At 69.8% G+C, this 25,499-nt stretch carries 12 protein-coding genes; 11 read left to right on the forward strand and 1 reads right to left on the reverse strand.

What is annotated here, in order from left to right; all coding sequences use genetic code 11:
• The first annotated feature begins 48 nt into the window (after nt 1-48).
• From ACL03I_RS10710 to ACL03I_RS10740, 7 genes are all read left to right on the forward strand, one after another.
• On the forward strand, nt 49-13,350 hold the full coding sequence (locus ACL03I_RS10710) for an amino acid adenylation domain-containing protein (RefSeq protein WP_412805799.1): 13,302 nt from the start codon (nt 49-51) through the stop codon (nt 13,348-13,350).
• On the forward strand, nt 13,347-14,333 hold the full coding sequence (locus ACL03I_RS10715) for an ATP-binding cassette domain-containing protein (protein WP_355078756.1): 987 nt from the start codon (nt 13,347-13,349) through the stop codon (nt 14,331-14,333). Before ACL03I_RS10710 ends, ACL03I_RS10715 begins: the two co-directional genes overlap by 4 nt.
• A complete protein-coding gene (locus ACL03I_RS10720; RefSeq protein WP_355078755.1) occupies nt 14,330-15,151 on the forward strand; it encodes an ABC-2 transporter permease in 822 nt (273 codons plus the stop codon). Before ACL03I_RS10715 ends, ACL03I_RS10720 begins: the two co-directional genes overlap by 4 nt.
• Nucleotides 15,151-15,969: an ABC transporter permease gene (locus ACL03I_RS10725; protein ID WP_355078754.1), complete on the forward strand. Its 819-nt coding sequence runs from the start codon at nt 15,151-15,153 to the stop codon at nt 15,967-15,969. Before ACL03I_RS10720 ends, ACL03I_RS10725 begins: the two co-directional genes overlap by 1 nt.
• 148 nt (nt 15,970-16,117) lie before the next feature.
• The gene (locus tag ACL03I_RS10730; protein WP_412805879.1) at nt 16,118-17,005 is read left to right on the forward strand and encodes a peptidase associated/transthyretin-like domain-containing protein; all 888 of its coding nucleotides are present in this window, start codon (nt 16,118-16,120) and stop codon (nt 17,003-17,005) included.
• Between the two features lie 231 nt (nt 17,006-17,236).
• Complete coding sequence (gene nrdF, locus ACL03I_RS10735) at nt 17,237-18,199, forward strand: class 1b ribonucleoside-diphosphate reductase subunit beta (RefSeq protein ID WP_355078753.1); 963 nt, start codon at nt 17,237-17,239, stop codon at nt 18,197-18,199.
• Between the two features lie 130 nt (nt 18,200-18,329).
• Complete coding sequence (locus ACL03I_RS10740; RefSeq protein ID WP_412805800.1) at nt 18,330-19,289, forward strand: hypothetical protein; 960 nt, start codon at nt 18,330-18,332, stop codon at nt 19,287-19,289.
• 24 nt (nt 19,290-19,313) lie between these two features.
• On the opposite strand, the gene mgtE is transcribed toward ACL03I_RS10740, so the two are convergent.
• On the reverse strand, nt 19,314-20,678 hold the full coding sequence (gene mgtE, locus ACL03I_RS10745) for a magnesium transporter (protein WP_355078750.1): 1,365 nt from the start codon (nt 20,676-20,678) through the stop codon (nt 19,314-19,316).
• Between the two features lie 781 nt (nt 20,679-21,459).
• Between mgtE and ACL03I_RS10750 the strand changes: the two genes are divergently transcribed.
• From ACL03I_RS10750 to ACL03I_RS10765, 4 genes are all read left to right on the forward strand, one after another.
• Nucleotides 21,460-22,542 (forward strand): ABC transporter substrate-binding protein, encoded by a 1,083-nt coding sequence (locus ACL03I_RS10750; RefSeq protein ID WP_412805801.1) that lies wholly within the window; start codon nt 21,460-21,462, stop codon nt 22,540-22,542.
• The gene (locus ACL03I_RS10755) at nt 22,539-23,399 is read left to right on the forward strand and encodes an ABC transporter ATP-binding protein (RefSeq protein ID WP_355078748.1); all 861 of its coding nucleotides are present in this window, start codon (nt 22,539-22,541) and stop codon (nt 23,397-23,399) included. The genes ACL03I_RS10750 and ACL03I_RS10755 overlap by 4 nt, the downstream gene beginning before the upstream one ends.
• Entirely contained in the window at nt 23,392-24,282 is an 891-nt protein-coding gene (locus ACL03I_RS10760; RefSeq protein WP_355078747.1) for an ABC transporter permease, read from the forward strand. The genes ACL03I_RS10755 and ACL03I_RS10760 overlap by 8 nt, the downstream gene beginning before the upstream one ends.
• A gap of 170 nt (nt 24,283-24,452) precedes the next feature.
• The gene (locus ACL03I_RS10765; RefSeq protein WP_355078746.1) at nt 24,453-25,400 is read left to right on the forward strand and encodes a TauD/TfdA dioxygenase family protein; all 948 of its coding nucleotides are present in this window, start codon (nt 24,453-24,455) and stop codon (nt 25,398-25,400) included.
• The last annotated feature ends 99 nt before the right edge of the window (nt 25,401-25,499 follow it).

Here is a 25,499-nt window from a genome sequence, read left to right on the forward strand (position 1 = left end):
GCGGTCACTGCCGATCGGCCGGATCGCGGTCAGAACGTAGGACACGTCATGCAACAGCCTTCCCTTTCGGCGAAAGATTCCGACACAGTTCTTCCCGATGGGGCTTTCGCCCTATCGGCGGCACAGCGCGGCATCTGGTTCGCCCAGCACGTCGCCGGTGATACTCCGATCTCGATCGCCCAGTACGTCGAACTGAACGGTCCGATCGACCTCGACCTGCTCGCGCGGTCGGCGCGGCAGGCCGGGCGCGAGTTCGGCACCGGCTACCTGCGCCTGGTCGAGGTGGAGGGACATCCGTTCCAATTCGTCGACCCCACGCTCGACGACAGTCTGGAAACGCTGGACTTCCGTTCCGAACCCGATCCCGAGGCGGCCGCGCACGCGTGGATGCGCGCGGAGTACGAGGCCCCGCTGGAGCTGACCCGCGACCGGCTGGTGCGCATCGCCATGCTGCGCGTCGGCGCGGACCGCTGGTTCTGGTACTCGCGCATCCACCACATCGTGCTCGACGGCATGGGCGCGCTGACCATGGTGCAGCGCACCGGAGAGCTGTACAACGCCGCCGTCGAGGGCCGCGAAGCGTCGCCCGCGAAGGCCGAGGACCTGCGCAAGATCGTCGAGGCCGATCTGGCCTACCGCAGTTCCGAGCGGTTCGGCGCGGACCGGGAGCACTGGCAGGCGCATCTGGACGGCATGGCCGATCCGGTGAGCCTGGCCGGCCGCACCGCGGGCGTGGACGGGCATCCGCGGCGGGTCACCGGCGCGCTGCCCGCCGACACCGGCACCCTGCTGGACGCCGTCGCCGAGCAGGTGTCCTCCGGTGTCGCGCCGACCGTGGTCGCCGCCTTCGGCGCGTATCTGTCCGCGATGACCGGCGCGCCGGAAGTCGTGCTGAGCCTGCCGGTGTCCGCGCGCACCACCGCGACGCTGCGGCGTTCCGGCGGCATGATCGCCAACGTGGTCCCGCTGCGGCTGCGGCTGACGCCCGCCACGACCGTCGGCGAGGTGATCCGGGCGGCCCAGGGCGAGCTGACCGGGGCGCTGCGGCGCCAGCGCTACCGGCAGGAGGACATCTTCCGCGATCTGGGCTGGCCGATGGACGAGGCCGGGTCGTTCGGCCCGTCGGTGAACCTGATGATGGTCGACACCAGAATCCAGCTCGGCCCGGTGACCGGGCGGCTGCACGTGCTGACCTCCGGGTTGATCGACGACCTGTTCGTCAACCTGTATCCGGGCGTCGGCGGCGAGAGCACGCACATCGACTTCCAGGCCAACGGCAACCTCTACACCGAGGCCGAGCTGACCGGGCAGCACCGCCGCTTCCTGTCATTCCTGCACCGTTTCCTGGCCGCCGGGCCGGACGCGCCGCTGGCGAGTGTGCCGGTGCTGTCGGACGACGAGCGCACCGCCTTCGCACCCGCCCGGGGGCCCGCTGGCGTCGCGGCGCGGACGCTGCCCGCCCTCCTCGCCGAAGGCGCGGCCCGCGATCCGCTGGCGACCGCGCTGGTGGAGGGCGAGACCGCGCTGACCTACCGTCAGGTCGACGACTACACCAACCGGCTGGCCCGGGTGCTGATCGCCGCGGGCGCCGGGCCCGAGCGCACCGTGGCGATCTCCGTCCCGCGGTCCATCGGGTCGGTGCTGGCGACGATCGCGGTGGCCAAGACCGGCGCGGCGTTCGTGCCGATCGACCCGACCTACCCCGCCGACCGGATCGAGCACATGGTCGGCGACAGCGGCGTCGTCGCGGGCATCACGACGGCGGCCGCGCGAAAGTCGTTGCCGCGCCGGGTGTCCTGGCTGTCGCTCGACGACGAGGGCACCGAACGGGCGATGGCCGAGCAGGATGCCGCGCCGCTGACCGACGCCGACCGCACCGCGGCGACACACCCTGACCAGGCCGCGTACATCATCTACACCTCCGGTTCCACCGGGCTCCCGAAAGGCGTGCTCGTCCCGCACCGAGGGCTGGCCAACCTGGTGGCGAGCTCCGGCGCCGGGTTCGGCATCGACGCCGAGTCCGTCGTCGCCCACGCCGTGTCGCCGAGTTTCGACATCTCGGTCGAGGAGATCCTGGTCACCCTGGCCACGGGCGCGACGCTGGCCGTGGTGCCGCCGTCGGCGTACGCGGGCGAGGAGCTGGCCCAGGTACTGCGCGCCCACCGCGTCACCCACCTCAACGTGACCCCGGCCGTCGTGGGTTCGCTGGACCCGGCGAGCCTGCCCGAGCTGCGCACCGTGATCGTGGGCGGCGACGCCTGCCCGCCCGAGCTGGTGACCAAATGGGCGGGCCGGACCCTGTTGAACGGCTATGGGCCCACCGAGACCACCATCACCGTCACCCTCAGCGCCCCGCTGACGCCGGACGGTCCGGTCACCATCGGCAGTCTGGCCCGCGACGTGTCGGCGGTGGTCCTCGATCCGTGGCTGCGTCCGCTGCCGCCGGGCACCGTCGGCGAGCTCTACCTCGCCGGTCCCGGCGTCGCGCGCGGTTACCACCGGCGCAACGGGCTGACCGCCGACCGTTTCGTCGCCGACCCGTACGGCACGGGCGAGCGGATGTACCGCACCGGCGATCTCGTGCGCTGGGTGCACAACGACGGCCGCGTCGAACTGGAGTACCAGGGACGCAGCGACTTCCAGGTGAAGGTGCGCGGCTTCCGCATCGAGCTCGGCGAGATCGATGCCGCCTTGCAGCGGCAGCCCGACGTCGACTTCGCACTCACCCTCGGTGTCGAAACCGGTTCGGGCGCCACCGCGCTCGTGTCGTACGTGCTGCCGGAGCCGGGTGCGCAGATCCACCCCGAGGCGCTGAAAGCCGCGGTAGGAGAGTCGCTTCCGGCCTACATGGTGCCCGCCGTGATCATGGTGCTCGACCGTCTTCCACTCACGCCGCTCGGCAAGGTGGACCGCAAGGCGCTGCCCGCACCGGAATTCGGCGCGCGCACCACCGCGAGCAGGCCGCCGTCCACACTGCGCGAGGAGACGCTCGCCGCGCTGTTCGCGGAGGTGCTCGGCCTGGAATCGGTGGGAGTGGACGAGAGTTTCTTCGCGCTCGGCGGCGACAGCATCGTCTCGATCCAGCTGGTGTCGCGGGCGAAGGCGGCCGGGCTCGGGTTCGGCGCACGGGATGTCTTCGAGCGCAAGACCGTCGCCGCGCTGGCCGCGGTGGCCACCGATGTGCCGACCGGAGTGGTGCACGAGTTGCCCGGCGGCGGAGTCGGCGACGTTGAGCTGACGCCGATCGTGCGCGCGATGCTCGAGACCGGTGACACCTGGCGGCGGTTCGCCCAAGCGGTGCTGATCGAGTTGCCGTCGGGCATGGAACGCACGGATCTCGTCGCCGCGCTCGCAGCGCTGTTCGACCGGCACGACCTGCTGCGTTCGACGCTGCGCCGCACCGGCGACGGCTGGAACTGGGTGGTCGCCGAGCCCGGTGCGGTGAACGCGGGCGCCCTGCTGGAAATCGTGCCCGCGGACGCCGATCTCGACGCGACCTGCGAGCGTGCGTTGCAGCGCGCCGCCGACCTGCTCGACCCGGAGGCCGGCGTGGTCGCGCGATTCGTGTGGATCGAGCGTGCCGACGCCGCGCCGCTGCTGTGGCTGGTGCTGCACCACCTCGTCACCGACGGCGTTTCCTGGCGGATCCTGCTGCCGGACCTCGCCACCGCCGCGCTGGGCGCCGAGCTCGCTCCGGTCGGCACCTCGTTCCGGCGCTGGGCGCACGGCCAGCGCGAGCACGCGGCCTCGCGCACCGGCGAACTGCCGTTGTGGCAACGCGTCCTGGCGACACCCGACCCCGCGCTCGGCTCGGCGCCGATGGACCCGGCCGTCGATGTGGTGGGCTCCATGGCGCACCTGGCGACCGTCGTACCGCCGGACATCGCGCAGTCCGTGCTCACCACCGCGCCGGATCGTTTCCACTGCGGGGCCGACGACGTGCTGCTGGCAGCCCTCGCGCTGGCGGTGGCACGGTGGCGCGAGCGCAGCTCCACGCTGTTCACGCTGGAGGGCCACGGCCGCGCGGAAACCGTCCTGCCGGGCGCCGACGTGGCGCGCACGGTGGGCTGGTTCACCAGCGTCTACCCCGTCGCGGTCGATCTGACCGGCATCGACGTGGCGGACGCGTTCGCGGGCGGGGCCGCGGCAGGCGCCGCGATCAAGGCGACCAAGGAACAGCTGCGCGCGCTGCCGGACAAAGGCATCGGATTCGGGATGCTCCGCTACCTGGTCCCGAGCACCGCGGCGGCGCTCGCGGACGCGCCCACCCCGCAGATCAGCTTCAACTACCTCGGGCGCGCGTCCACCGGCGGCGACGCGGAACCGTGGCTGCCGCGCCGGTTCGCCGCGACCCAGGACGACCGCGCGCCGCTGGCCGCCGCGGTCGACATCAACGCCGTGCTCACCGATGCCGGACTCGAGGTGACCTGGGCCTACGCCGGACGGCTTTTCGAGGAGGCGGATCTCGGCGAACTCGCCGCGCTGTGGGAGCAGGCGCTCGGCGCGCTGGCTCGGCACGTCGCGTCCGCGAGCGCGGGCGGACGCACACCGTCGGACTTCGATCTGGTCACCGTCACACAGGCGCAGATCGACGACTGGGAGCGCGCCTACCCGAACCTCGCCGACGTGTGGCCGCTCTCGCCACTGCAGTACGGCCTGCTCTTCCACGCGCTCTACGATTCCGACACCGCCGACGGCTACACGGTGCAGTCGCTGCTCACCTTGGCAGGCACCGTCGACGCGGCCCGGTTGCGCCGCGCCGCACAGGCTTTGGTGACCCGCCACGAGAACCTGCGCGTCGCCTTCGTCGAGACCGAGGACGGCCCGCGCCAGCTCGTCCTGGCCGACGCCGAGATCGACTGGCGGGAAGCGGATCTCAGCGGTATCGCCGACGAGACCGAGCGCGCCGGGGAAGTCGACCGGTTGATCGCGGTGGACGCCCGCACCCGGTTCGAGCTCACCCGGCCCCCGCTGCTGCGCTGCACGCTCATCCGGATCGCCCCGGACACCTACCGTTTCGTGCTGACCAACCACCACCTGGTGCTGGACGGCTGGTCGACGCCGCTGCTGGTACGCGAACTGCTCACCCTCTACGTCACCGATGGTGACGCCGCGGCCCTGCCGCCCGCGCATTCCTATCGCGAGTTCCTGACCTGGCTGGAGACCAAGGACGACGCGGAATCCCTCGCCGCATGGACCGAGTCGCTGGCCGGTGTCGACACGCCGACCCGCGCGGTGCCCACCCTCGCCGGGATCGAATCGACCGAAACCGGCATGACCTCCGTCGACCTGTCCCGCGACACCGTCGCCGGGCTGGAGGCCACGGGCCGGGAAGCGGGCGCGACGGTGAACACCCTGGTGCAGGCCGCGTGGGCGATGCTGCTGGCCATGCTCACCGGACGCACCGACGTGGTGTTCGGCGGCACGGTCTCGGGACGGCCGCCGGAGCTGGCCGGGGTCGAGGAGATGGTCGGCCTGTTCATCAACACGCTGCCGGTGCGGGTGCGGCTGGATCCGGCGGAAAAGGTCGCCGACCTGCTCGCGCGCGTGCAGGCCGAGCAGGCGCGGCTGATGGACCATCAGCACGTCGGATTGGCCGCCATCCACCAGGCGGTCGGCCTCGCCGAATTGTTCGACACGCTGACCGTATTCGAGTCCTATCCCATCGACCGCGAAGCGCTGTCGCAGGCGCTGGACATCGCGGGCATGCGGGTGCTCGACGTGGAGGGCACCGACGCGACGCCGTACCCGCTGAACCTCATGGTGATCCCGCTGCGCGGCGACGACGGCCGGGACACGCTGCGGGTCACGCTGAAGTACATGGCCGACCAGCTTCCGGCGGAGGAGGCCCGGCCGCTGCTGGATCGCTTCGTCCGGCTGCTGACCCAGCTCGCGGACAACCCGCACGCGCTGGTCTCCCAGTTGCAATACTGCGACGACGCCGAGCGCGCCGCGCTGGCGCCGGTACGCGGCCCGGAGTCCGTGCCGCCTGCCACGCTGCCCGAGCTGCTCACCGCGGGCGCGCGCATCGATCCGGACGCGATCGCGATCACCGCGGGCGAACTCACCATGTCCTACGCCGAACTCGACGCCTGGTCCAACCGCTTCGCCCGGGTACTGCTGCGCCGCGGCGTCGGGCGGGAGGTGTTCGTCGTGCTGGCGCTCACCCGTTCGCTGGAGTCGGTGGTCGCCGTGTGGGCGCTGGCCAAGACCGGCGCGGCGTTCGCTCCGCTGGACCCGAACTACCCGGTGGAACGCATCGAGCACATGCTCACCGACTCCAAGGCCCCGATCGGCGTGACGGTCACCGCGACCGGCGAGACGCTTCCCGGCACGATCGACTGGCTGCTGCTCGACGACCTGAACACCATCCGCCGGGTGATGACGGTGTCCGAAGCGCCGATCACCGACGAGGAGCGCGGCGGGCCGATCGACCTCGATCAGACGGCGTACCTGATCTACACCTCCGGCTCCACCGGCAAGCCCAAGGCCGTGCTGCTCAGCCACCGCGGCATCGCGAATCTGGTGACCGCGCAACGGGAGACGCTCGCGCTCGACCACACCACCAGCGCGCTGCAAGTGGCCTCGCCGAGTTTCGACGCCTCGGTGTTCGAACTGCTCATCGCGCACGGCGCGGGTGGCAGGCTGGTGGTGTCGCCGCCGGATGTCTACGGCGGGACGGAACTGGAGACGCTGCTGCGCACCCAGCGCGTCACCCACGCCGTGATCACGCCGTCGGCGCTGGCCACCATGGAACCCGCCGGGCTGGAACACTTGCGCGTCCTCGCGGTCGCGGGCGAAGCGGCGACGCCGGAGCTGATCGAGCGGTGGGCGCCGGGCAGGCGGATGGTGAACCTGTACGGCCCCACCGAGTTCAGCATCTGGGCGACCGGGCCGGGCGAACTCGTCAGCGGCGAGCCGATCACGATCGGCGGCCCCATCCGCGGCGCGGACACCGTGGTGCTGGACGCCTGGCTGCGTCCCGTGCCGATGGGAGTGCCCGGTGAGCTGTACCTCGCGGGTCCCGCGCTCGCGCGCGGCTATTTCAACCGGTTCGAGATGACCGCGAGCAGGTTCGTCGCCGACCCCTTCGGCGAACCCGGCGAGCGGATGTACCGCACCGGCGACATGGTGCGCTGGGTCGACAACGGTGCCGGTCCCGAGCTGGAGTACCTGGGCCGCAGCGATTTCCAGGTGAAGATCCGCGGCCTGCGGATCGAGCTGGGCGAGATCGACGCGGTGCTCTCCCGCGACGACGAGGTCGAATACGCGGTGACCATCGGGCGCACCGGCCCCGCCGGGACGACCGTGCTGGTCTCCTACGTGCTGCCCATCGAAGGCGCGCGGCTCGACGTCGAGCGGCTGCGCGCGCAGGTGGCCGCCGAACTGCCCGGCTACATGGTGCCCGGTTACCTCGTCGTGCTGGAGACTATCCCGCTCACCCCGGTCGGCAAGCTGGATCGCAAAGCCCTTCCGGTGCCGGACTTCTCCGACAGCCACCGGCCCTACCTCGCACCCCGCGGCCCGGTCGAGGAAGCGGTGGCCGCCGTGTTCGGTGAGGTGCTCGAACGGGAGCGCGTCGGCGTCGACCAGTCGTTCTTCGAACTCGGCGGCAACTCGCTGAGCGCGACCAAGGTGGTGGCGCGAGTGAACGCGGCGCTCGGCTCGCGGATCGCGCTGCGTGATCTGTTCGACGCGCCGACCGTGGCCCAGCTGTCGGCCCGGGTGGTGCCCGCCACCGGCGCCGCGCCGGGCGGGTTCGGCCTCGCGCCCCGCATCCGGCCGGACCGGGTTCCGCTGTCTCCCGCACAACAGCGCATGTGGGTGCTCAATCGGATGGATCCGGCTTCCGCCGCCTACAACATCGCGGTGGCACTGCGGCTCACCGGAGAGCTGGACGTCCATGCGCTGCGCGCGGCGCTCGTCGACGTGGTGGACCGGCACGAGAGCCTGCGCACGCTCTACCCCGCCGACGCGGAAGGGCCGCGTCAAGTCGTGGTCGACGCCGACGTGGCCGTGCCAGCGATGCCGGTGACCGACACCGAGGACGGCGCGGAACTGCGGGAACGGATCGCCGAATTGGCGGGAACCGGCTTCGATCTCGCCACCCAGCCGCCGCTGCGGGTCGGCCTGTTCCGGATCCACGGCGACGTCGAGCCCTCCGTGAGTGCGGGACCGGTGTCGTCGGCCCCTTCCACCGGCGAAGCGCCGATCTCGTCCGGGCCCGTCAGCGCGACCGCACCGGTCTCATCGAGTTACACCGCGAGTTCCGCCGAGGTCGCCGCCGCCACGCCGCCGGTGCACGTCGTCGTGCTGGTGGTGCACCACATCAGCGCCGACGGCGCGTCGATGGCGCCGCTGGCCGCCGACCTGGTCGCCGCCTACTCCGAACGGTCCGCGGGCGGGCACGCCGTCCGTGTCCCGCTGCCGGTGCAGTACGCCGATTTCGCGCTGTGGCATCGCGAGGTGCTCGGCGACGAAACGAATCCGGAATCGTTGGCGGCGCGGCAGATCGAGTTCTGGCGCGCGACCCTGGCCGGCGCGCCCGACGTGCTGGAACTGCCCTCCGATCGGCCACGCCCCGCGGTGCAGACCATGCACAGCGCCGACTTCGGCTTCACCGTCGACGCCGAGACGCACCGAGCGCTGGTGGATTTCGCCACCGCGCACCACGTCAGCCCGTTCATGGTCGTGCACGCGGCGCTCGCGGTGCTGCTCGCGCGCCTCGCCACCACCGACGACGTGCTGATCGGCACCCCGGTCGCCGGACGCGGCGAGGAAGCGCTTGACCAGCTCGTCGGCATGTTCGTCAACACCCTGGCACTGCGCACCCCGGTCGATCCGGGCGCGGGCTTCGCCGCGTTCCTGGACACCGTCCGGTCCACGGACCTGGACGCCTTCGCCAACGCGGACGTGCCGTTCGAGCGGCTGGTCCAGGTGCTGGATCCGGCTCGCTCGACCGCGCACCACCCGCTGTTCCAGGTCTCGCTGTCGCTGCAGAACTTCGTCGAACCCGTGCTGGAACTGCCCGGCCTGCGGTTCGAGGTGGAGGACTTCGAGCGCGACGCCTCCCAGTTCGACCTGACCTTGGATCTGCGCGAGCGCTTCTCCGCAGGCGGTCCGGCGGGCATCGAGGCCGTGCTGACCTACGCCACGGATCTGTTCGACGAGGCGACGGTGTCCGCGTTCGCCACCCGGTGGCGGCGCGTGCTCGCTGCGGTGCTGGCGCGGCCCGAGGTACGCATCGCCGATATCGACATTCTCGACGACACCGAACGGGCGACGTTGGTACCCGTGCGTGGCCCCGCCGCGGCGGCGACCACGATCCTGCCGGACCTGCTGGCCGAGACCGTGCGGCGGTACCCGGACCGCATCGCCTTGGTGTCCGACGGGCAGACCACCACCTATGCCGAGATCGACGCGCACGCCAATCGCCTGGCCCGAGTGTTGCTCGAGTCGGGCGGCGGTCCGGAAACCGTGGTCGCGCTGGGGCTGCCGCGTTCGCCGGAACTGCTCATCGGCATGTGGGCCGCGGCGAAAGCGGGGGCGGCGTTCCTTCCGGTCGATCCGAAGCACCCGGTCGAGCGCATCGATCACATGCTCACCGACTCCGGCGCGACGCTCGGGCTGACCCTCGCCGTGTTCCGGCCCATGCTGCCCGACAGCACGAACTGGCTGGTGCTCGACGACCTCGCGCTCGTCGAGCGGTGGAGCGCCGCGAGCAGCCGACCGCTGGGCGAGCGTGAGCTGCCGGGCCCCATCCGGCCGGACAACGCGGCGTGGATGATCTACACCTCCGGCTCGACCGGCACGCCGAAGGGCGTCTCGGTATCCCATCGCGGTATTGCCGATCTCGTTGCGGCGCAACGAGTTTCGCTCGGATTGGACGAGCACTCCCGGGTGCTGCAGGTGGCGTCACCGAGTTTCGACGCGTCGGTGTTCGAGGCGATCATGGCGTTCGGCTCCGGCGGCGCGTCGGTGGTGGCACCGCCGGAGGTGTTCGGCGGCGGCGCGCTGACGGAGCTGATCGACACCGAACAGGTCAGCCACATGGTGATCACGCCATCCGCGCTGGCCACCCTCGACCCCGCCGAGGTGACCAGCGTCCGGGTGCTCGCGGTGGCAGGCGAGGCGGTCGGCGCGGAACTGGTCGAGCGCTGGGCCACCGGACGCACCATGGTCAACCTGTACGGCCCCACCGAATCGACCATCTGGGCAACAGGTTCGGCGCCGCTGGCGGTGGGCGCCCCGGTAACCATCGGCACGCCGGTGCAGGGCGCGCAGGTGCTGGTCCTCGACGACCGGTTGCGCCCGGTCCCGTTCGGCGTGGCGGGCGAGCTGTATCTCGCCGGGCCGTCGCTGGCGCGCGGGTACCACGCGCGGCCGAGTCTGACCGCTGCCCGCTTCGTCGCCGGTCCCTTCGGCACGGCGGGTGAACGGATGTATCGCACCGGCGATCTGGTGCGCTGGATCCGCGGCGACTCCGGACCCGAACTGGAGTACCTGGGCCGCACCGACTTCCAGGTCAAAGTGCGCGGACAGCGGATCGAGCTGGGCGAGATCGACGCGGTGCTCGGCCGCGCCGACGGCGTGGACTTCGCGGTGACGCTCGGCGTACCCGGCCCCACCGGGGCCACCGCGCTGGCCGCCTACCTGGTCCGCACGCCCGGCTCCGAGCTGGACGTGGCGAAGGTGCGCGCCTTCGCCGCCGACATCCTGCCCGGCTATATGGTGCCCTCGGCGTTCGTCGTGCTGGACGAGATCCCGCTCAACGCGGTCGGCAAGCTGGACCGCAAGGCGCTGCCCGCGCCGGAGTTCCGCGCCGACCGCACCGAGTACCGCGCGCCCGAAACGCCGACCGAACAGCAGCTGGCCGCGATCTTCGGCGAGTTGCTGGGGGTGGCGCGGGTGGGCGCCGACGACTCTTTCTTCGCGCTGGGCGGCGACAGCATCCTGGCGATCCAGCTGGTGTCGCGCGCCAAGCAGCAGGGCATCACCTGCACCCCGCTGCAGGTGTTCGAGCACCGCACGGTGGCGGCGCTGGCCGCGGCCGTCGACGCGGCGGGCGCCGCGGTGACGTTGGATGAGCTGCCCGGCGGCGGCGTCGGCGAACTGCCGCTCACGCCGATCGCGCACTACATGCTGGAGCGCGGCGGAAACCACGACCGCTTCGCCCAGACGGCGGTCCTGGAGCTACCGGTCGGCATCGAGCGGTCCCAGATCGTCACCGTGCTCGCCGCCGCGGTGGACCGGCACGACATGCTGCGCGCCCGGCTGGTGACCGACGGCGCGGACGGCCCGCGCATACTGGTCGGCTCCCCCGGATCGGTCGACGTGGACGCGCTGGTGCACCGCGTCGAGTTCACCTCCGTCGACCCGATCGAACTGCACGAGTTCGCCATGACGGAGCTGGACGCCGCCGCCGACCGGCTCGACCCGGCCAACGGCACGGTGCTGCAATTCATCTGGCTCGACCCGGTCGGCGACGCGGGCTCGCGCACCCGATCGGGCCGGTTGATCGTGCTGGCGCACCACTTGGTGATCGACGGGGTGTCCTGGCGCATCCTGATCCCGGACCTGGTGGCCGCGTGGGCCCAGGTGTCGGCGGGCGCCACCCCGGTGCTGGCGGAGACCGGAACCTCGATGCGCCGGTGGGCCCACGCGCTGACCGAGGAGGCGCACTCCGAACAGCGGGTCGCCGAATTGGCGTACTGGCACGACGTGCTCGCCGGACCCGATCCGCTGATCGGCGGCCGGGAACTCGATCCCGCCGTCGACCGGACCGGCACGCTGCGCATGGTCGAGCGAGAGGTGTCCGCCGAGGTCACCACCGCGCTGCTCACCACCCTGCCCGGCTTGTTCCAGGGCAGCGTCAACGACACGCTGCTGGCCACCTTGGCGCTGGCCCTGGTGCGCTGGCGCGCCGGTGACCCGTCGGCGCTGCTGCGCCTGGAAGGTCACGGCCGTCAGGAAGAAGTGGTGCCCGGCGCCGATCTGTCCCGCACCGTCGGCTGGTTCACCAGCATCTACCCGGTGCGCCTCGATCTGGCACAGATCGACATCGACGACGCGCTGGCCGGTGGACCCGCGTTGGGCGCCGCGATCCGCGCCGTGAAGCACCAGTTGCTCGCGGTGCCCGACAAGGGCATCGGCTTCGGCCTGCTGCGCTATCTCAACGCCGAGACCGCGCGCCAGTTGCCGCGGCGGCTGCCGGGCCGGGTCGGCTTCAACTACCTGGGCCGCTACTCCACCGGGGACATCCCGGCCGGACTCGAGGGCCTGGGCTGGCTGCCGACCGACGAACTGGGCGACGTGCACGTCGCCGAAGACCCCGGCGTGCCGCTGCAATCGGCGATCGACGTGAACGCGGTCGTGATCGGCGACCGGTTGCGGGCGAGCTTCGGCTTCCCGTCCACGCTGCTCGACCAGGACGAGGTCGCCGAACTGGCCGATCTGTGGATCGACGCCCTGAGCGCCGCGGCCCGGTTCGCCCATACCCCGGCGGCGCGGACCGCCGCCGAGGAAGAAGCGGCGGCCACGGCGTCTCCGGCCGTGCCCGCGGCGGGCGGCCTCGGGCTGGACGTGGTGCTGCCGATCCGGCTCGGGGGCGAGCAACCCGCGCTGTTCTGCATCCACCCGTCGTCCGGGATGTCCTGGACCTACCTGGGATTCGCCGACGCGCTCGCACCCGGCCGCCCGATCTACGGGCTGCAAGCGCCCGACCTCGGCGGCCACGAACCGCCCGCGCGCTCCATCGACGAGTTCGCCGAGCGGTACGTGCGGGAGATCCGGGCCCTGCAACCCGAGGGGCCGTACCACCTGCTCGGCTGGTCGTTCGGCGGCCTCATCGCCCACGCGGCGGCGGCGAAGCTGAAGGCCGAAGGCGCCGAGGTGGGCGTGGTCGCGCTGCTGGACGCCGACACCGCCGACATCGACGGCGACAGTATCGAACGGCTCACCGCGGGCTCGTTCGTGAACACCTTCGGCGCGGTGTTCGGCATCCACGACGTCCCCGCGGACGCGACCGCGCAGCAGGCGGCCGATCTGATCCGCGAACGGCTCGGCGTGTCGCTGATCGACGCCGCGACGCTCGAGCGCATGGCCGCGTCCTACAACGCCGCCGCGCGGACCAGAACCGGTTACCGCCGCCCGGTGTTCGACGGCGACATCGTGTACTTCAGCGCGATCGTCGACACCTCCGACATCTTCGGTCCGGACGGCTGGGGGCCGTACGTGACCGGCGAGATCATCAACCACGACATCGAGGCGACCCACGACGAACTGACCGCGCCGCACGTGCTGCCGGTCGTCGCGCGCGTGCTCGATGCACATCTGGGAGGCCGAGGATGAATTCCGACCAAGGAGTCGTCGTCGAAGGGATCGAGAAATCCTTCGGCGCGGTCAAGGCATTGCGCGGAGTCGACTTCGCGGCCGAGCCGGGCGAGGTGCTCGGCATTCTGGGACCGAACGGCGCGGGCAAGACCACCATGGTGAACGTGCTGTCCACGCTGGTCCGGCCGGATCGCGGCCGGGCGACGGTCGCCGGGTACGACGTGCTGGCCGATCCCGCGGCTGTCCGCCGCAGCATCATGCTGACCGGCCAGTACGCCGCGCTGGACGACATGCTCAGCGGCTACGAGAACCTGGTGATGTTCGGCAGGCTGATGGGCCTGCGCAAGCGGACCGCCCGCGCCCGCGCGGACGAACTGCTCGCCGAGTTCGACCTCGAACGCGCGGCGGGCCGCCGGGTCGGCACCTACTCCGGCGGCATGCGCAGGCGCATCGACATCGCCTGCGGTCTGGTCGTGCGGCCCGACGTGGTGTTCCTGGACGAGCCGACCACCGGCCTGGATCCGCGCAGCAGGCAAGGGGTGTGGGATCTGGTCGCCGGCTTCAAGAAGGCGGGCATCACCACCCTGCTCACCACCCAGTACCTGGAGGAGGCCGACGCGCTCAGCGACCGGATCATCGTCATCGATCACGGCGTGGTGATCGCCCAGGGCACCGCCGACGAGTTGAAGGCGCGCACCGGCGGCAGCTACTGCGAGGTGGTGCCGCTGAATCTGCGGGACCTGCCCGCCATCGCCGCCGCGCTGGGCCACCTGTTGCCGCAGGAGAATCGGGACGCGCTCGGTCCCGATTCCGATCGGATCGCCATACCGGCCCCGGACGGTGCGAAGACACTGCTGGAGGCGCTGCGCAGGCTGGACAGCGCGGGCTTCGATCTCGTGGACGTCGCACTGCGTCGGCCCTCGCTCGACGATGTATTCCTCCAGCTGACCGGGCATCTGGCGACGACGGAAGAGATCGCACGGCGGGAGGCCGCGTCGTGACGGCGGCGGCGACCTGGCTCAGCCAGACCCGTGCGACGCCGCTGCGGCCGCAGCAGTGGTGGGTGCTGACCACCCGGTTGATCGCACCGTCGATGCGAACCGGCGAGGTGCTCACCTCGGTGCTCGCGCCCGTGACGTTCACCGCCAGCTTCTTCATCCCGCTGAAGACCATCATGACCGTCATCGGCACGGGATTCAGCAGCTACGCGCAGTACATGATGCCGCTGGTCATCCTGCAGGCCGCCGCGTTCACCGCGGTCTCGGCGGCCTTCCGCGCCGCCACCGATTCGGTGGCCGGGCTGAACCGGCGTTTCGGCTCGATGCCGATCGGCCCGCTGGTCCCGGTCACCGCGCGCCTGGCCGGCAGCGTCTTCCGCCTGATCATCGCCTTGATCAGCGGATTGATCTGCGGATACGTCATCGGGTTCCGCTTCTACCTCAGCCCCGCCCACACAGTCGGCTTCGTGTTGTTCTCGGTGCTCGTCGGGATCGCGCTGATCTGGGGCGGGGATGTGATCGGCACCTTGTCGCACAACCCGGAGGCGACGGCACAGGCGCTGGTGTTGCCGCCGCTGATCCTGGGCATGCTGTCCACCGGCATCGCGCCTGCCGATCAGTTCCCGGAATGGGTGCAGCCGTTCGTGCGCAATCAGCCGGTGTCGCAGTGGGCCATCGCCTTGCGGGCGTTGGCCGGGGACAAGGGACCGAACGCGGGTGAGGTGACCTGGTCGCTGATGGGTCCGCCGTTGGTCTGGGCGCTGGGCTATCTGGCCACCTCCGTCCTGCTGTCGATGCGACTGAGCTCGAGGAGGGCGTGATGGCACTGTTGACCGAACACTCGGACGAGTTGCTCACCGGCTCGGAGATATCGGGGTCGGCACTGGTGCGGCACACGCTGATCCAGACCCATCGACTGCTGCTGCGCTGGGCGCGCAACCCGGTCACGCTGTTGGAGACGCTGATCATCCCGTGCCTGCTGCTGATCATGCTGAACACCGTCATCGGCGGGCAGATCCGGAAGTTCACCGGCGAGAGCGCGCTGTACGGCTCGGTGCCCTTGGTCGCTCTGGTCGGCGCGCTCTCCGGTGCGGTCGCTGGAGGTGTCCTGCTCGGCCGCGAACGTGATGCGGGCCTGCTGGCCCGCTTCTGGGTGCTGCCCGTGCACCGTGCCTCCGGACTCGCCTCGCGGGTGCTCGCCGAGGGCTGCCGCATCTTCGCGTGCACCGTCTCCGTCGTGCTGGTGGGCTTCGTGCTCGGGTTCCGCTTCCACGAAGGTGTCGCGGCGACGATCGTCTTCCTGGTCCTCCCGACGTTCTTCGGCGTGGCATTCGCCACCATCGTCACCTCGGTCGCCGTGTTCACCGCGAAATCGACTCTGGTGGAGAGCATCACGATCCTCACCTCACTGATGATGTTCTTCAGCACCGGCTTCGTGCCGCTGGTCGCGTTCCCGAAATGGATCCAGCCGGTGGTGCACAACCAGCCCATGTCGGTGGGAGTCGACGCCATGCGCGCGCTCGCCTACGGGGGACCGCTCGCCCGCCCGCTCACCCTGACCGCCGTGTGGTCGCTCGGGGCGATCGTCGTGTTCGCGGTGCCCGCGAGCATCGGCTATCGCAGGGCCAGCAGGCGCTGAGCCGCACAGCGAACTTCCAGCGTGAACCCAGCCGGACAGCAGCGCCCGTTCCTAACGTCGCCGAGGACGATGTCGACGAACGAAAGGGCACACAGTGGGCGAACGACGCGGCGAGGCGCACGAGCACGATCTCGGCCTCGCACATGACATGAAGGTGATGGTGTCGCGCCGCCGCGCCCTGTTCTTCCTCGGGGCGACCGCGGGCGCGGCGGCGGTCGCGGCCGGTTGCGCGTCGGGCTCGAACGACACCGCGGCCACGGCCACTGCGACGGCGTCCGCCACCGCCACGCAATTCGGCGGCGCCACCGCCGCCCCGCAGGAGACCGCGGGTCCGTACCCGGGCGACGGATCGAACGGACCCAACATCCTCATCGAATCCGGCGTGGTGCGCAGTGACATCACGACCTCGTTCGGCTCTTATTCCGATGTCGCGCAGGGCGTCCCGATGACACTCGAGCTGACGCTGCGCGACTTGGCGAAGAACGGCGCCGCCGGGGCGGGCATGGCAGTGTACGTGTGGCACTGCGACCGGGATGGCAGCTACTCGCTCTACAGCAGCGGCATCACCGAGCAGAACTATCTGCGCGGCGTGCAGGTGGCGGGCGACGACGGCAAGGTGACCTTCACCTCGATCTTCCCCGCCTGCTACTCGGGCCGGTGGCCGCACATCCATTTCGAGGTCTACGACTCGCTGCAGACCGCGGTCGCGGGCCAGAACGCCCGTTTGACCTCGCAGATCGCCCTGCCCCAGGACATCTGCGAGGCGGTGTTCGCCCACGACTCCGGCTACGCGCGCAGCGTCACCAACCTTTCGCAGGTCACGCTGGCCTCCGACAACGTCTTCGGCGACGGCTGGGACGCGGAACTGGCCACCGTGACGGGCACGCCGTCCTCCGGGCTGCGGGTGGCGCTCACCGTGGGCGTCGCCGAGAAATCACAGAACACGCAGTCGGACAACGGTGCCGGGCCGCAGTCCGGTGGGCGCCCGCCCGGCGGACCCGGCGGCGGCGCACCCGGCGGTCGCCCGCCGCGGTGACCAACGGCCCCCGTGCCCGACCGCCACGGGCCAGGGGCCGAGCCACGGCGGCTCACCGCTTGCCGCACAATAGGGGGCCGCGCGCGGCGCGTCACAGCGTTCTTCCCGACGTAGACGCCTGCCGCGGCGACACAAGGTGTTGTGCTGAGCGGACATGTCGGCCACAAGGAGTAGTGTCCCGAGGGTAGACATTCCGTGACGACAGGTGCTCGGGAAAGGCGTGGAGGCAGGATGAAACTGATCGATCGGGTGTCGGCCATCAACTGGAATCGGGTGCCCGACGAAAAGGACGCCGAGGTCTGGGACCGGCTGACCGGCAACTTCTGGCTGCCGGAGAAGGTCCCGGTCTCCAACGACATTCCGTCGTGGAACACCCTGACCGCCGACGAGAAGCAACTGACCATGCGGGTCTTCACCGGCCTGACCCTGCTGGACACCATCCAGGGCACGGTCGGCGCGGTGAGCCTGATCCCGGACGCGCTCACCCCGCACGAAGAGGCGGTGCTCACCAACATCGCGTTCATGGAGTCGGTGCACGCCAAGAGCTACAGCTCGATCTTCTCCACGCTGTGCTCCACGCGCGAGATCGACGAGGCGTTCCGCTGGTCGGAGGAGAACCGCAACCTCCAGCGCAAGGCCGAGATCGTGCTGGAGTACTACCGGGGCGACGATCCGCTCAAGCGCAAGGTCGCCTCCACGCTGCTGGAGAGCTTCCTGTTCTACTCCGGCTTCTACCTGCCCATGCACTGGTCGTCGCGGGCCAAGCTCACCAACACCGCCGACATGATCCGGCTGATCATCCGGGACGAAGCGGTCCACGGTTACTACATCGGCTACAAGTACCAGAAGGGCCTGGAGCAGGTCACCCAGGCCGAGCGCGACGAGCTCAAGAACTACACCTTCGAGCTGCTGTTCGAGCTCTACGACAACGAGGTCGACTACACCCAGGACCTCTACGACGAGGTCGGCCTCACCGAGGACGTGAAGAAGTTCCTGCGCTACAACGCCAACAAGGCGCTGATGAACCTCGGCTACGAGGGCCTGTTCCCCAAGGACGAAACCGAGGTGAACCCGGCCATCCTCTCGGCGCTGTCGCCCAACGCCGACGAGAACCACGACTTCTTCTCCGGCTCCGGCTCGAGTTACGTCATCGGCAAGGCCGTCAACACCGAGGACGAAGACTGGGAGTTCTGAACCATCAGTTATGGTGTGGGACAACGGGGCCCGGCAGCGATGCCGGGCCCTCGCCTTGTCTCCGATCGCCGACCCGGCGGCGAAGACTCCGCGCCACAACTGTATTTCGATCCGAAGAGGGGGTTTCTCGATGTACCGACGACTGGCTGTGATCGCGGCGGTGCTGTTGACCGCTGCCGCGTGTCAGGACGACGGTCCGGCGGCGACTCCGCAGACCGGTGACGGATCCTTCTGGTCGACCGTGCCGCAGACCGACGACCAGCGTCTGGAAGTGCTGCGCCGCATGCGCGCGATGGACACCTGCGCGTTGCTGCCTCGAGCCGAACTGGCCGAAGTCGGGCAATTGCGCACCGTCGGCACCGACGGGCTGAACTCGTGCAGGGCCGAACTCGACAGCTCGGAACGCTACAAGGGAAAATCCGTCCGCTGGGCCATGGGGGGACCGGCGCCGGAAGTGAAGAACGATCGGGGTACCACCGAGCGACTCGGCGACGTGACCATCACCTTGCTGGCGGACAAGGACACACTGAGCGCCGAACAGGCCGGGCAACTCGTCCAGCGCTCCTGTTCGGCCACCGCACGCTTCCCCTCCTTCGCCGCGATCGGCCTGTGGGTGGACACGCCCTTGGGGGTCGAGCCGTGCCCGATCGCCAAGTCACTGATCACCACGGCGGTATCCGAATGGAAGCGGGAGCCACGTCAGGGCAGCGCGGCGGAGACGATCACCACCGTGCTGACCGGCGCCGACCCCTGCGCGGTGCTGCCGCGGCTCGGCGTCACGGCGGAACCCGCGCAACAGCGGGTCTCCAGCTGTACGTTCTCGTATCACGGCGACGAGATTCGTCTCGCGTACGAATACAGCGCGGAGTCGCTGGCCACCGCGGGCAGTCCGGCTTTCACCGTCGGCGACCGCACCGTCTACCGAGATGCCACCGACGAACTGCGGTTCTACAACGTCGCGGTCGGACCGCCGCTCGCATCGGAGAACCGCGGTTCGCTCGGGCCGCGCCTGCCCGCCATCTCGCTCACCGGCAAAGCTGACGCGGCCCTCGAAGATGTTGTGCGCCAAGTACTCACGCTCTTTCCGTAGGGCGATCGTCGAGCACACCGCGCCTCAGATACCGAGGACCAGTTTGGCCGTGGTGAAGTAGATGATCAGACCGGTGGCGTCGACCAGGGTGGTGACCATCGGGGCGGAGACGACCGCGGGGTCGATGCGCAGTTTCTTGGCCAGCAGGGGCATGGTGCCGCCGATGGTGGCGGCCCAGCCGCAGATCAGGACCAGTGTGATCCCGACGACCAGTGCGATGCGCGGACCGACGAACAAGGCCCCGATGGCCAGGCCGACGGACGCCAGCAGTGATCCCAGCACCAGACCTACCCGGCATTCCCGCCAGATCACCCGGAACAGGTCCGACACCCGGACCTCGCCGACCGCCACCGCGCGCACGCAGGCGGTGGCGGCCTGCGCGCCCGCGTTGCCGCCCGCGCCGATCAGCAGCGGGATGAACAGCGCCAGATGCGCCGCCTGCTGCAAAGTGCCCTCGAAGAAGTCCGTCACGCTCACCGTGAGGGTCGCCGCGAACAGCAACAGCAGCAGCCACAGCGCGCGGTAGCGGGCCAGCTGGAACACCCCGGCGGCCATGTAGTGGCCTTCCCACGGCGCGGACCCCGCCTGCAACGCGACGTCCTCGCTGTCGGCGGCCTCGATCACCTCGACCGCGTCATCGATGGTCAGCAGGCCGACCAGCCGGTCCTCGCTGTCCACCACCGGCAGGTTGATGTCGTTGGTCTCGCGCATCAAGCGGGCCGCCTTCTCCGCGGCGTCGGTGGCGCGCGCGAAGGCGGGCTCGGTGACGACCAGCTCCGACACCATCGTCTCCGGCTTGCTGAGCACCAGTTCGCGCAGCTCGACGATGCCGGTCAGCCGCCTGCCCGCGTCGACGACCGGCAGCGTGTACACCGTCTCGGCGTTGCCGCCCTTGGCCCGCACCATGCCGAGCGCCTCGGCCACCGTGAGGTCGCGCGGCAGCGCCACCACCTCAGGCGTCATGTACTGCCCCGCCGAGCCCTCCGGGTAGCCGAGCAGGCTCGCAGTCATCCGCCGCTCGCGCGGGCTCAGCCCGGCCAGCGCCTTCTTGGCGACCTTGGCGGGCGCCTCGCGCAGCATGCGGGCGCGATCGTCGGGCGCCATGCCCTCGACCAGGTCGCGGAAGCTCTGATCGCGCAGCCCCTGCAGGATCTGCTGCTGGTCCACCGGCTCGAGTTCCTCGAAGACGGCCAGCGCCAAGTCTTTGTCGAGCAGGCGGAACGCCATCCCGGCCCGCACGGCATCCATCCGGGCGAGTTGATCGGCGATGACGTGCGGCGGGTGGTTGCCGAGCCAGTCCAGCGCGGCGTCCACGCGGCGGGTTTCGACGATGTCCTGGAGGGATTCGGACAGCGTCGGACGTACTTCGATGATGTCGGTCTGCGACATGAGAGGACCTCAGCACATGCGTGAGTGAACGGAGAGCTCGAAATTCACACCGCGGGCGCCGGCCCCTGCCGTCGCGACCTGACTAGGAATGCGAAGGGGCGGCGCCGCGCGGCCTTCGACTGGGAGGTTCGCTGCGCATCGCTACCCCACCTCCCTCTCGTCGCCGCCGCGGAACTCGGATATCCGCACCGTTCGGATCAACATCTCACGGACACGAAAATGTCCTCGTGCAGCTTACATCGCTTCGGCGACGATGATCACCTTACGACAGGGTGTTGTGACCGAAGCCGCTTCACACCGGGGTCCGCGCGTCATACGAGACCTCCGCACCGGGAAACCGCGACGCGACTCGTCCGCAGCGCAAGCGACGACCGCCGGGACGACCGGAACCGGGCGATGCGTTACCGCGCGTCAGCCTGACCCCTTCGTAGTCCATCGGCCGCCGTAAAACAGGGTTATACGCAGTCGGCGTCGAACTGTTGCTCCCATGCTTGGGAACCGGGACAGTGTTTGCCAGGCAAGTGCCGAAACACATCGGCGCACGCAGGCACCAGTACAGCTCACGAAAGTTTCGAAGTGTCGACAGCCACCGCCCTGATCCGCCGTCGCGCGGTCGACTTCATGCGCGTTCCGCACGGAATCTGTTGCCGCTGAGGCAACGCGGCCCTCGTTTCCGACCGGATCCCGCACGGTCGTCCACCGCCGCATCGCTCCCGCTGTGGTGTCTCCGGACGCCGAGCGTCGAATCGCACGGCGTCTTCTCGTCTTCGAAAGAACAACAATGCCTTTCCCCCCCTCGTCCCGGCGCGTCGCCCGCGCTCTCTCCGCCGCCGTAGCGGTGCTCACCGGGCTGTCCGTGCTCACCGGCTGCGGCGAGTCCGCACCCGCCAAGACCGCGGACGGCAAGACCGTGCTGCGCTACCAAGGCTCCACCGGGCAGGTGAGCGCCTTCGAATTGGCCGACGACCTAGGCTATTTCAGCAAGGTCAGCCTGCATTGGGAAGGCGACACCACCAGTGGCCCCGCCAACATCCAGGCCGCGGCGACGAACCAAGTCGAGTTCGGCAGCGCGTTCAACGGCGCGGTGGTCAAGCTGATCGCGGGCGGCGCGAAGGTCACCTCCGTGCTCAGTTCCTATGGCGCGGACGAGCAGTCGTTCACCGGTTACTACGTGCGTGACGATTCCGGCATCAACTCGCCGCGCGATCTGATCGGTAAGAAGGTCGCGGTCAACACCCTCGGCGCGCACCACGAATTCATCACCAGGGAGTGGCTGCATCAGCAAGGCCTGACCGAGGACGAGATCAAGCAGGTGCAACTGATCGTCGTGCCGCCGGCCAACACCGAGGAGGCGCTGCGCAAGGGACAGGTCGACGTCGCGGCCTTGGGTAGCGTCTTCCGGGACACCGCCCTCCAGCGCGGCGGCATCCACCCGCTCTACACCGACAAAGCCATCTTCGGCACGTTCGACTACGGCACCTATGTCTTCCGCAACGACTACATCGCCAAGAATCCCGAAGCGGTGGAGGACTTCGTGCAGGGCACCGCACGCGCTATCCGCTGGCTCCAGGTGACGCCCCGCGAGCAGGTGCGCGAGCGGTTCACCCAGATCATCAACAAGCGCGGCCGCAACGAGAACACCAACTTGGTGCCGTACTGGCTCAGCTCCGGAATCCCGGTGCCGGGTGCGGTGGTCGCGGACAAGGAACTGCAGATCTGGATCGACTGGCTGGTGCGCAACGGCGAACTGCCGAACGGCAAGTTGAAGGCAGCGGATCTGTTCACCAACAAGTTCAACCCCTACGCCAACGGCAAGTACAAGCCGGAGGCCGGGCCGACCGGAGAGGTGGTGGCCGCGAAATGACCACGACGGCGACGAAACTGTCGCTCACCGGAGTGAGCAAGCAGTTCGCGGTGCGCGGCTCGCACGAGCGATTCACCGCGCTCGACGACATCTCGCTGGAGCTGCGCGAGGGCGAATTCCTGGTGCTGGTCGGCCCGAGTGGTTCGGGCAAGTCCACGCTGCTGGACCTGCTGGGCGGGCTGAGCAAGCCCAGCTCCGGTGAGATCCTGCTGGACGGCAAGCCGATCACCGGCCCCGGCCTGGATCGCGGCGTCGTCTTCCAGCAGTACGCGCTGCTGCCATGGCGGACGGCCCGATCCAACATCGAATTCGGGCTGGAGGCCAAGGGTTTACGACGCAAGGCGCGCCGCGAACTCGCCGAGCACTATCTGGAGCTGGTCGGGCTAGCCGGTTTCGGCGACCGCTACCCGCACGAGCTGTCCGGCGGCATGAAACAGCGCGTCGCGATCGCGCGCAGTCTCGCGTTCGATCCCGAGGTGCTGCTGATGGACGAGCCGTTCGCCGCGCTCGACGCGCAGACCCGGGAGTCGTTGCAGGACGAACTGTTGCGCATCTGGCGGGCCACCGGCAAGACCGTCCTGTTCATCACCCACGGCATCGATGAGGCGGTGTACCTGGGCCAGCGGGTGGCCGTGCTGACCTCACGACCCGGGCGGATCAAGGCCATCGTCGACGTCGAGATCGACCGGGAAACCGACGACGACATCCGCTCCTCCGAACGCTTCCGGGATTACCGCCACGAGATCTGGACGCTGCTGCACAGCGAGGTCCAGCGGGCCGCGAGCCTGGAACTGAAGTCCTTGTCCGACCACACGGCCGACGTCGAATCCACCACCGAGAGGACGGCCAATGTCTAGTGCCATTCAGCTGAGCGAGCGGCCGGTACGGGAGAGCGCGGCCGCGCAGGCCCGGCCTGCCCAGGTGCGCAGGGCCGAGACCGCGCCCTCCGCCGGAACACAAGCCATCCGCGCGGTGAGCCGGTTGGCCTGGCGGGTGTTCAAACCGACCGTCGTCATCGCCCTGTTCCTGCTGCTGTGGCAGCTCGCCCCGACCCTCGGCCTGGTGGACGAGGTGTTCCTGCCGCCGTTCTCGGTGGTCGCCCAGGCGTTCGCCGACCTGGTGGCGAGCGGGGAGATGTGGACCCACATCTCCGCGAGCCTGAACCGTTCGCTGGCCGGGTACTCGCTCGCGTTGGTAGCCGGCATTCCGGTGGGCATCGCGATCGCCTGGTACAAGCCGGTCGCGGACTTCCTGAACCCGATTCTCGAACTGTTCCGCAACACCGCGGCGCTGGCGTTGCTGCCGGTGTTCCTGCTGATCCTGGGCATCGGCGAGACCTCGAAGGTCGCCATCGTCGTCTACGCGAGCTTCTTCCCGATTCTGCTGAACACCATCACCGGCGTGCGCACCGTCGATCCGCTGCTCGTCAAATCGGCCGCCTCCCTCGGTTTCTCGCCGCTGCGGCTGTTCCAGAAGGTGATCCTGCCCGCGGCGCTGCCGTCCATCTTCACCGGCCTGCGGATGGCCGCCGCCAGCTCGATCCTCGTGCTGCTGGCCGCCGAGATGTTCGGAGCCAGGGCCGGTCTCGGCTATCTGATCACCGCCGCGCAGCAGAACTTCGCGATCCCGAACATGTATGCGGGCATCCTCGCCATCTCGCTGCTCGGCCTCGCCTTCAACGGCCTGCTGGTCGCCCTGGAACGCCGCCTGTCGCGGTGGCGCGCCCCGGCGAACGCCTGATAACCATGCCCGCCCACCCCGCGCTCGGAAGGCAGTCGTCGTGCAGGCGCTGACCAAACGTCGCGTCGTCGACTTCATGCGCGTCTGCGGCAGCGCTTGTCGCCTTGCCGCAGACCCCGCATCTCCGGTTGCCGCCGGCCCGATCCTCTGATCCGAAATGAGTTCTTCCGATGACCGCTGTACACGAATCCCCCGTCTCGACCGCTACCGATGGCGCGGTGCACGTCGCTCCCGTCGCCGGGCACATCGGCGCCGAGATCTCCGGCGTCGATCTCCGTGAGTCGCTGACCGACCAGCAGGTCGAGGCCATCACCGACGCGCTGCACACCTACAAGGTGCTGTTCTTCCGCGATCAGCACATCGATCACGCACAGCAGATCGCCTTCTCCCGCCGCTTCGGCGCGGTCACGCCGTCGCACCCGTACGACGACGACGCGCCGACGGAGTACCCGGAGATCCTCGCGGTCGACAGCCGGTTGTACGAGAAGCGGTTCGGTGTGCGCAAGCACAGCTACACCAACCACTGGCACACCGATGTCTCCGCGCTGATCAACCCGCCCGCGGCCTCCATCCTGCGCGCCGAGATCGCCCCGGAGCGCGGCGGCGACACCGGCTGGACGAACCTCGTCGCCGCCTACGAGAACCTGCCCGAGTCGCTCAAGCGCTTCGCCGAAGGGCTGCGCGCCGAGCACCGCTTCGGCGGCAACAGGCCGGCCTGGAACTCCGACAGCGACTACGCGAAGAAGGTCGCGGCCGCGCCGCTGGTCACCGAGCACCCGGTCGTCCGGGTGCACCCGGTGACCGGTGAGCGGGCGCTGTTCGTCAACCCAGGCTTCACCACCCGGATCGTCGGGCTCACCCCGAACCAGAGCGACGCGGTGTTGAAGCTGCTGTTCGACGAGGTCACCCACCCCGCCTACACGGTCCGCTTCCGCTGGCAGAAGGGCAGCATCGCGTTCTGGGACAACCGGGTCACCGCGCACCTCGCCCCGAGCGATCTGGACCACCTCGATGTCACCCGGGTGCTGTACCGCACCACCCTCGAGGGCGATATCCCGGTCGGCGTCGACGGTGAGCCGTCGAAGTCCGTCGCCGGAGAGAAGTTCACCGGCGCGTAGGGATCGAACAGACGCGATCGGCCGGGCGCGCGAGCTCCCGGCCGATTGCGTGCGGTCACAGCACGCGAGCCGAAGCGCTCGAACCGGAAACCGGCTCCC

The sequence above is a fragment of the Nocardia sichangensis genome (genome assembly GCF_047200615.1).
GTDB lineage: Bacteria > Actinomycetota > Actinomycetes > Mycobacteriales > Mycobacteriaceae > Nocardia > Nocardia sichangensis.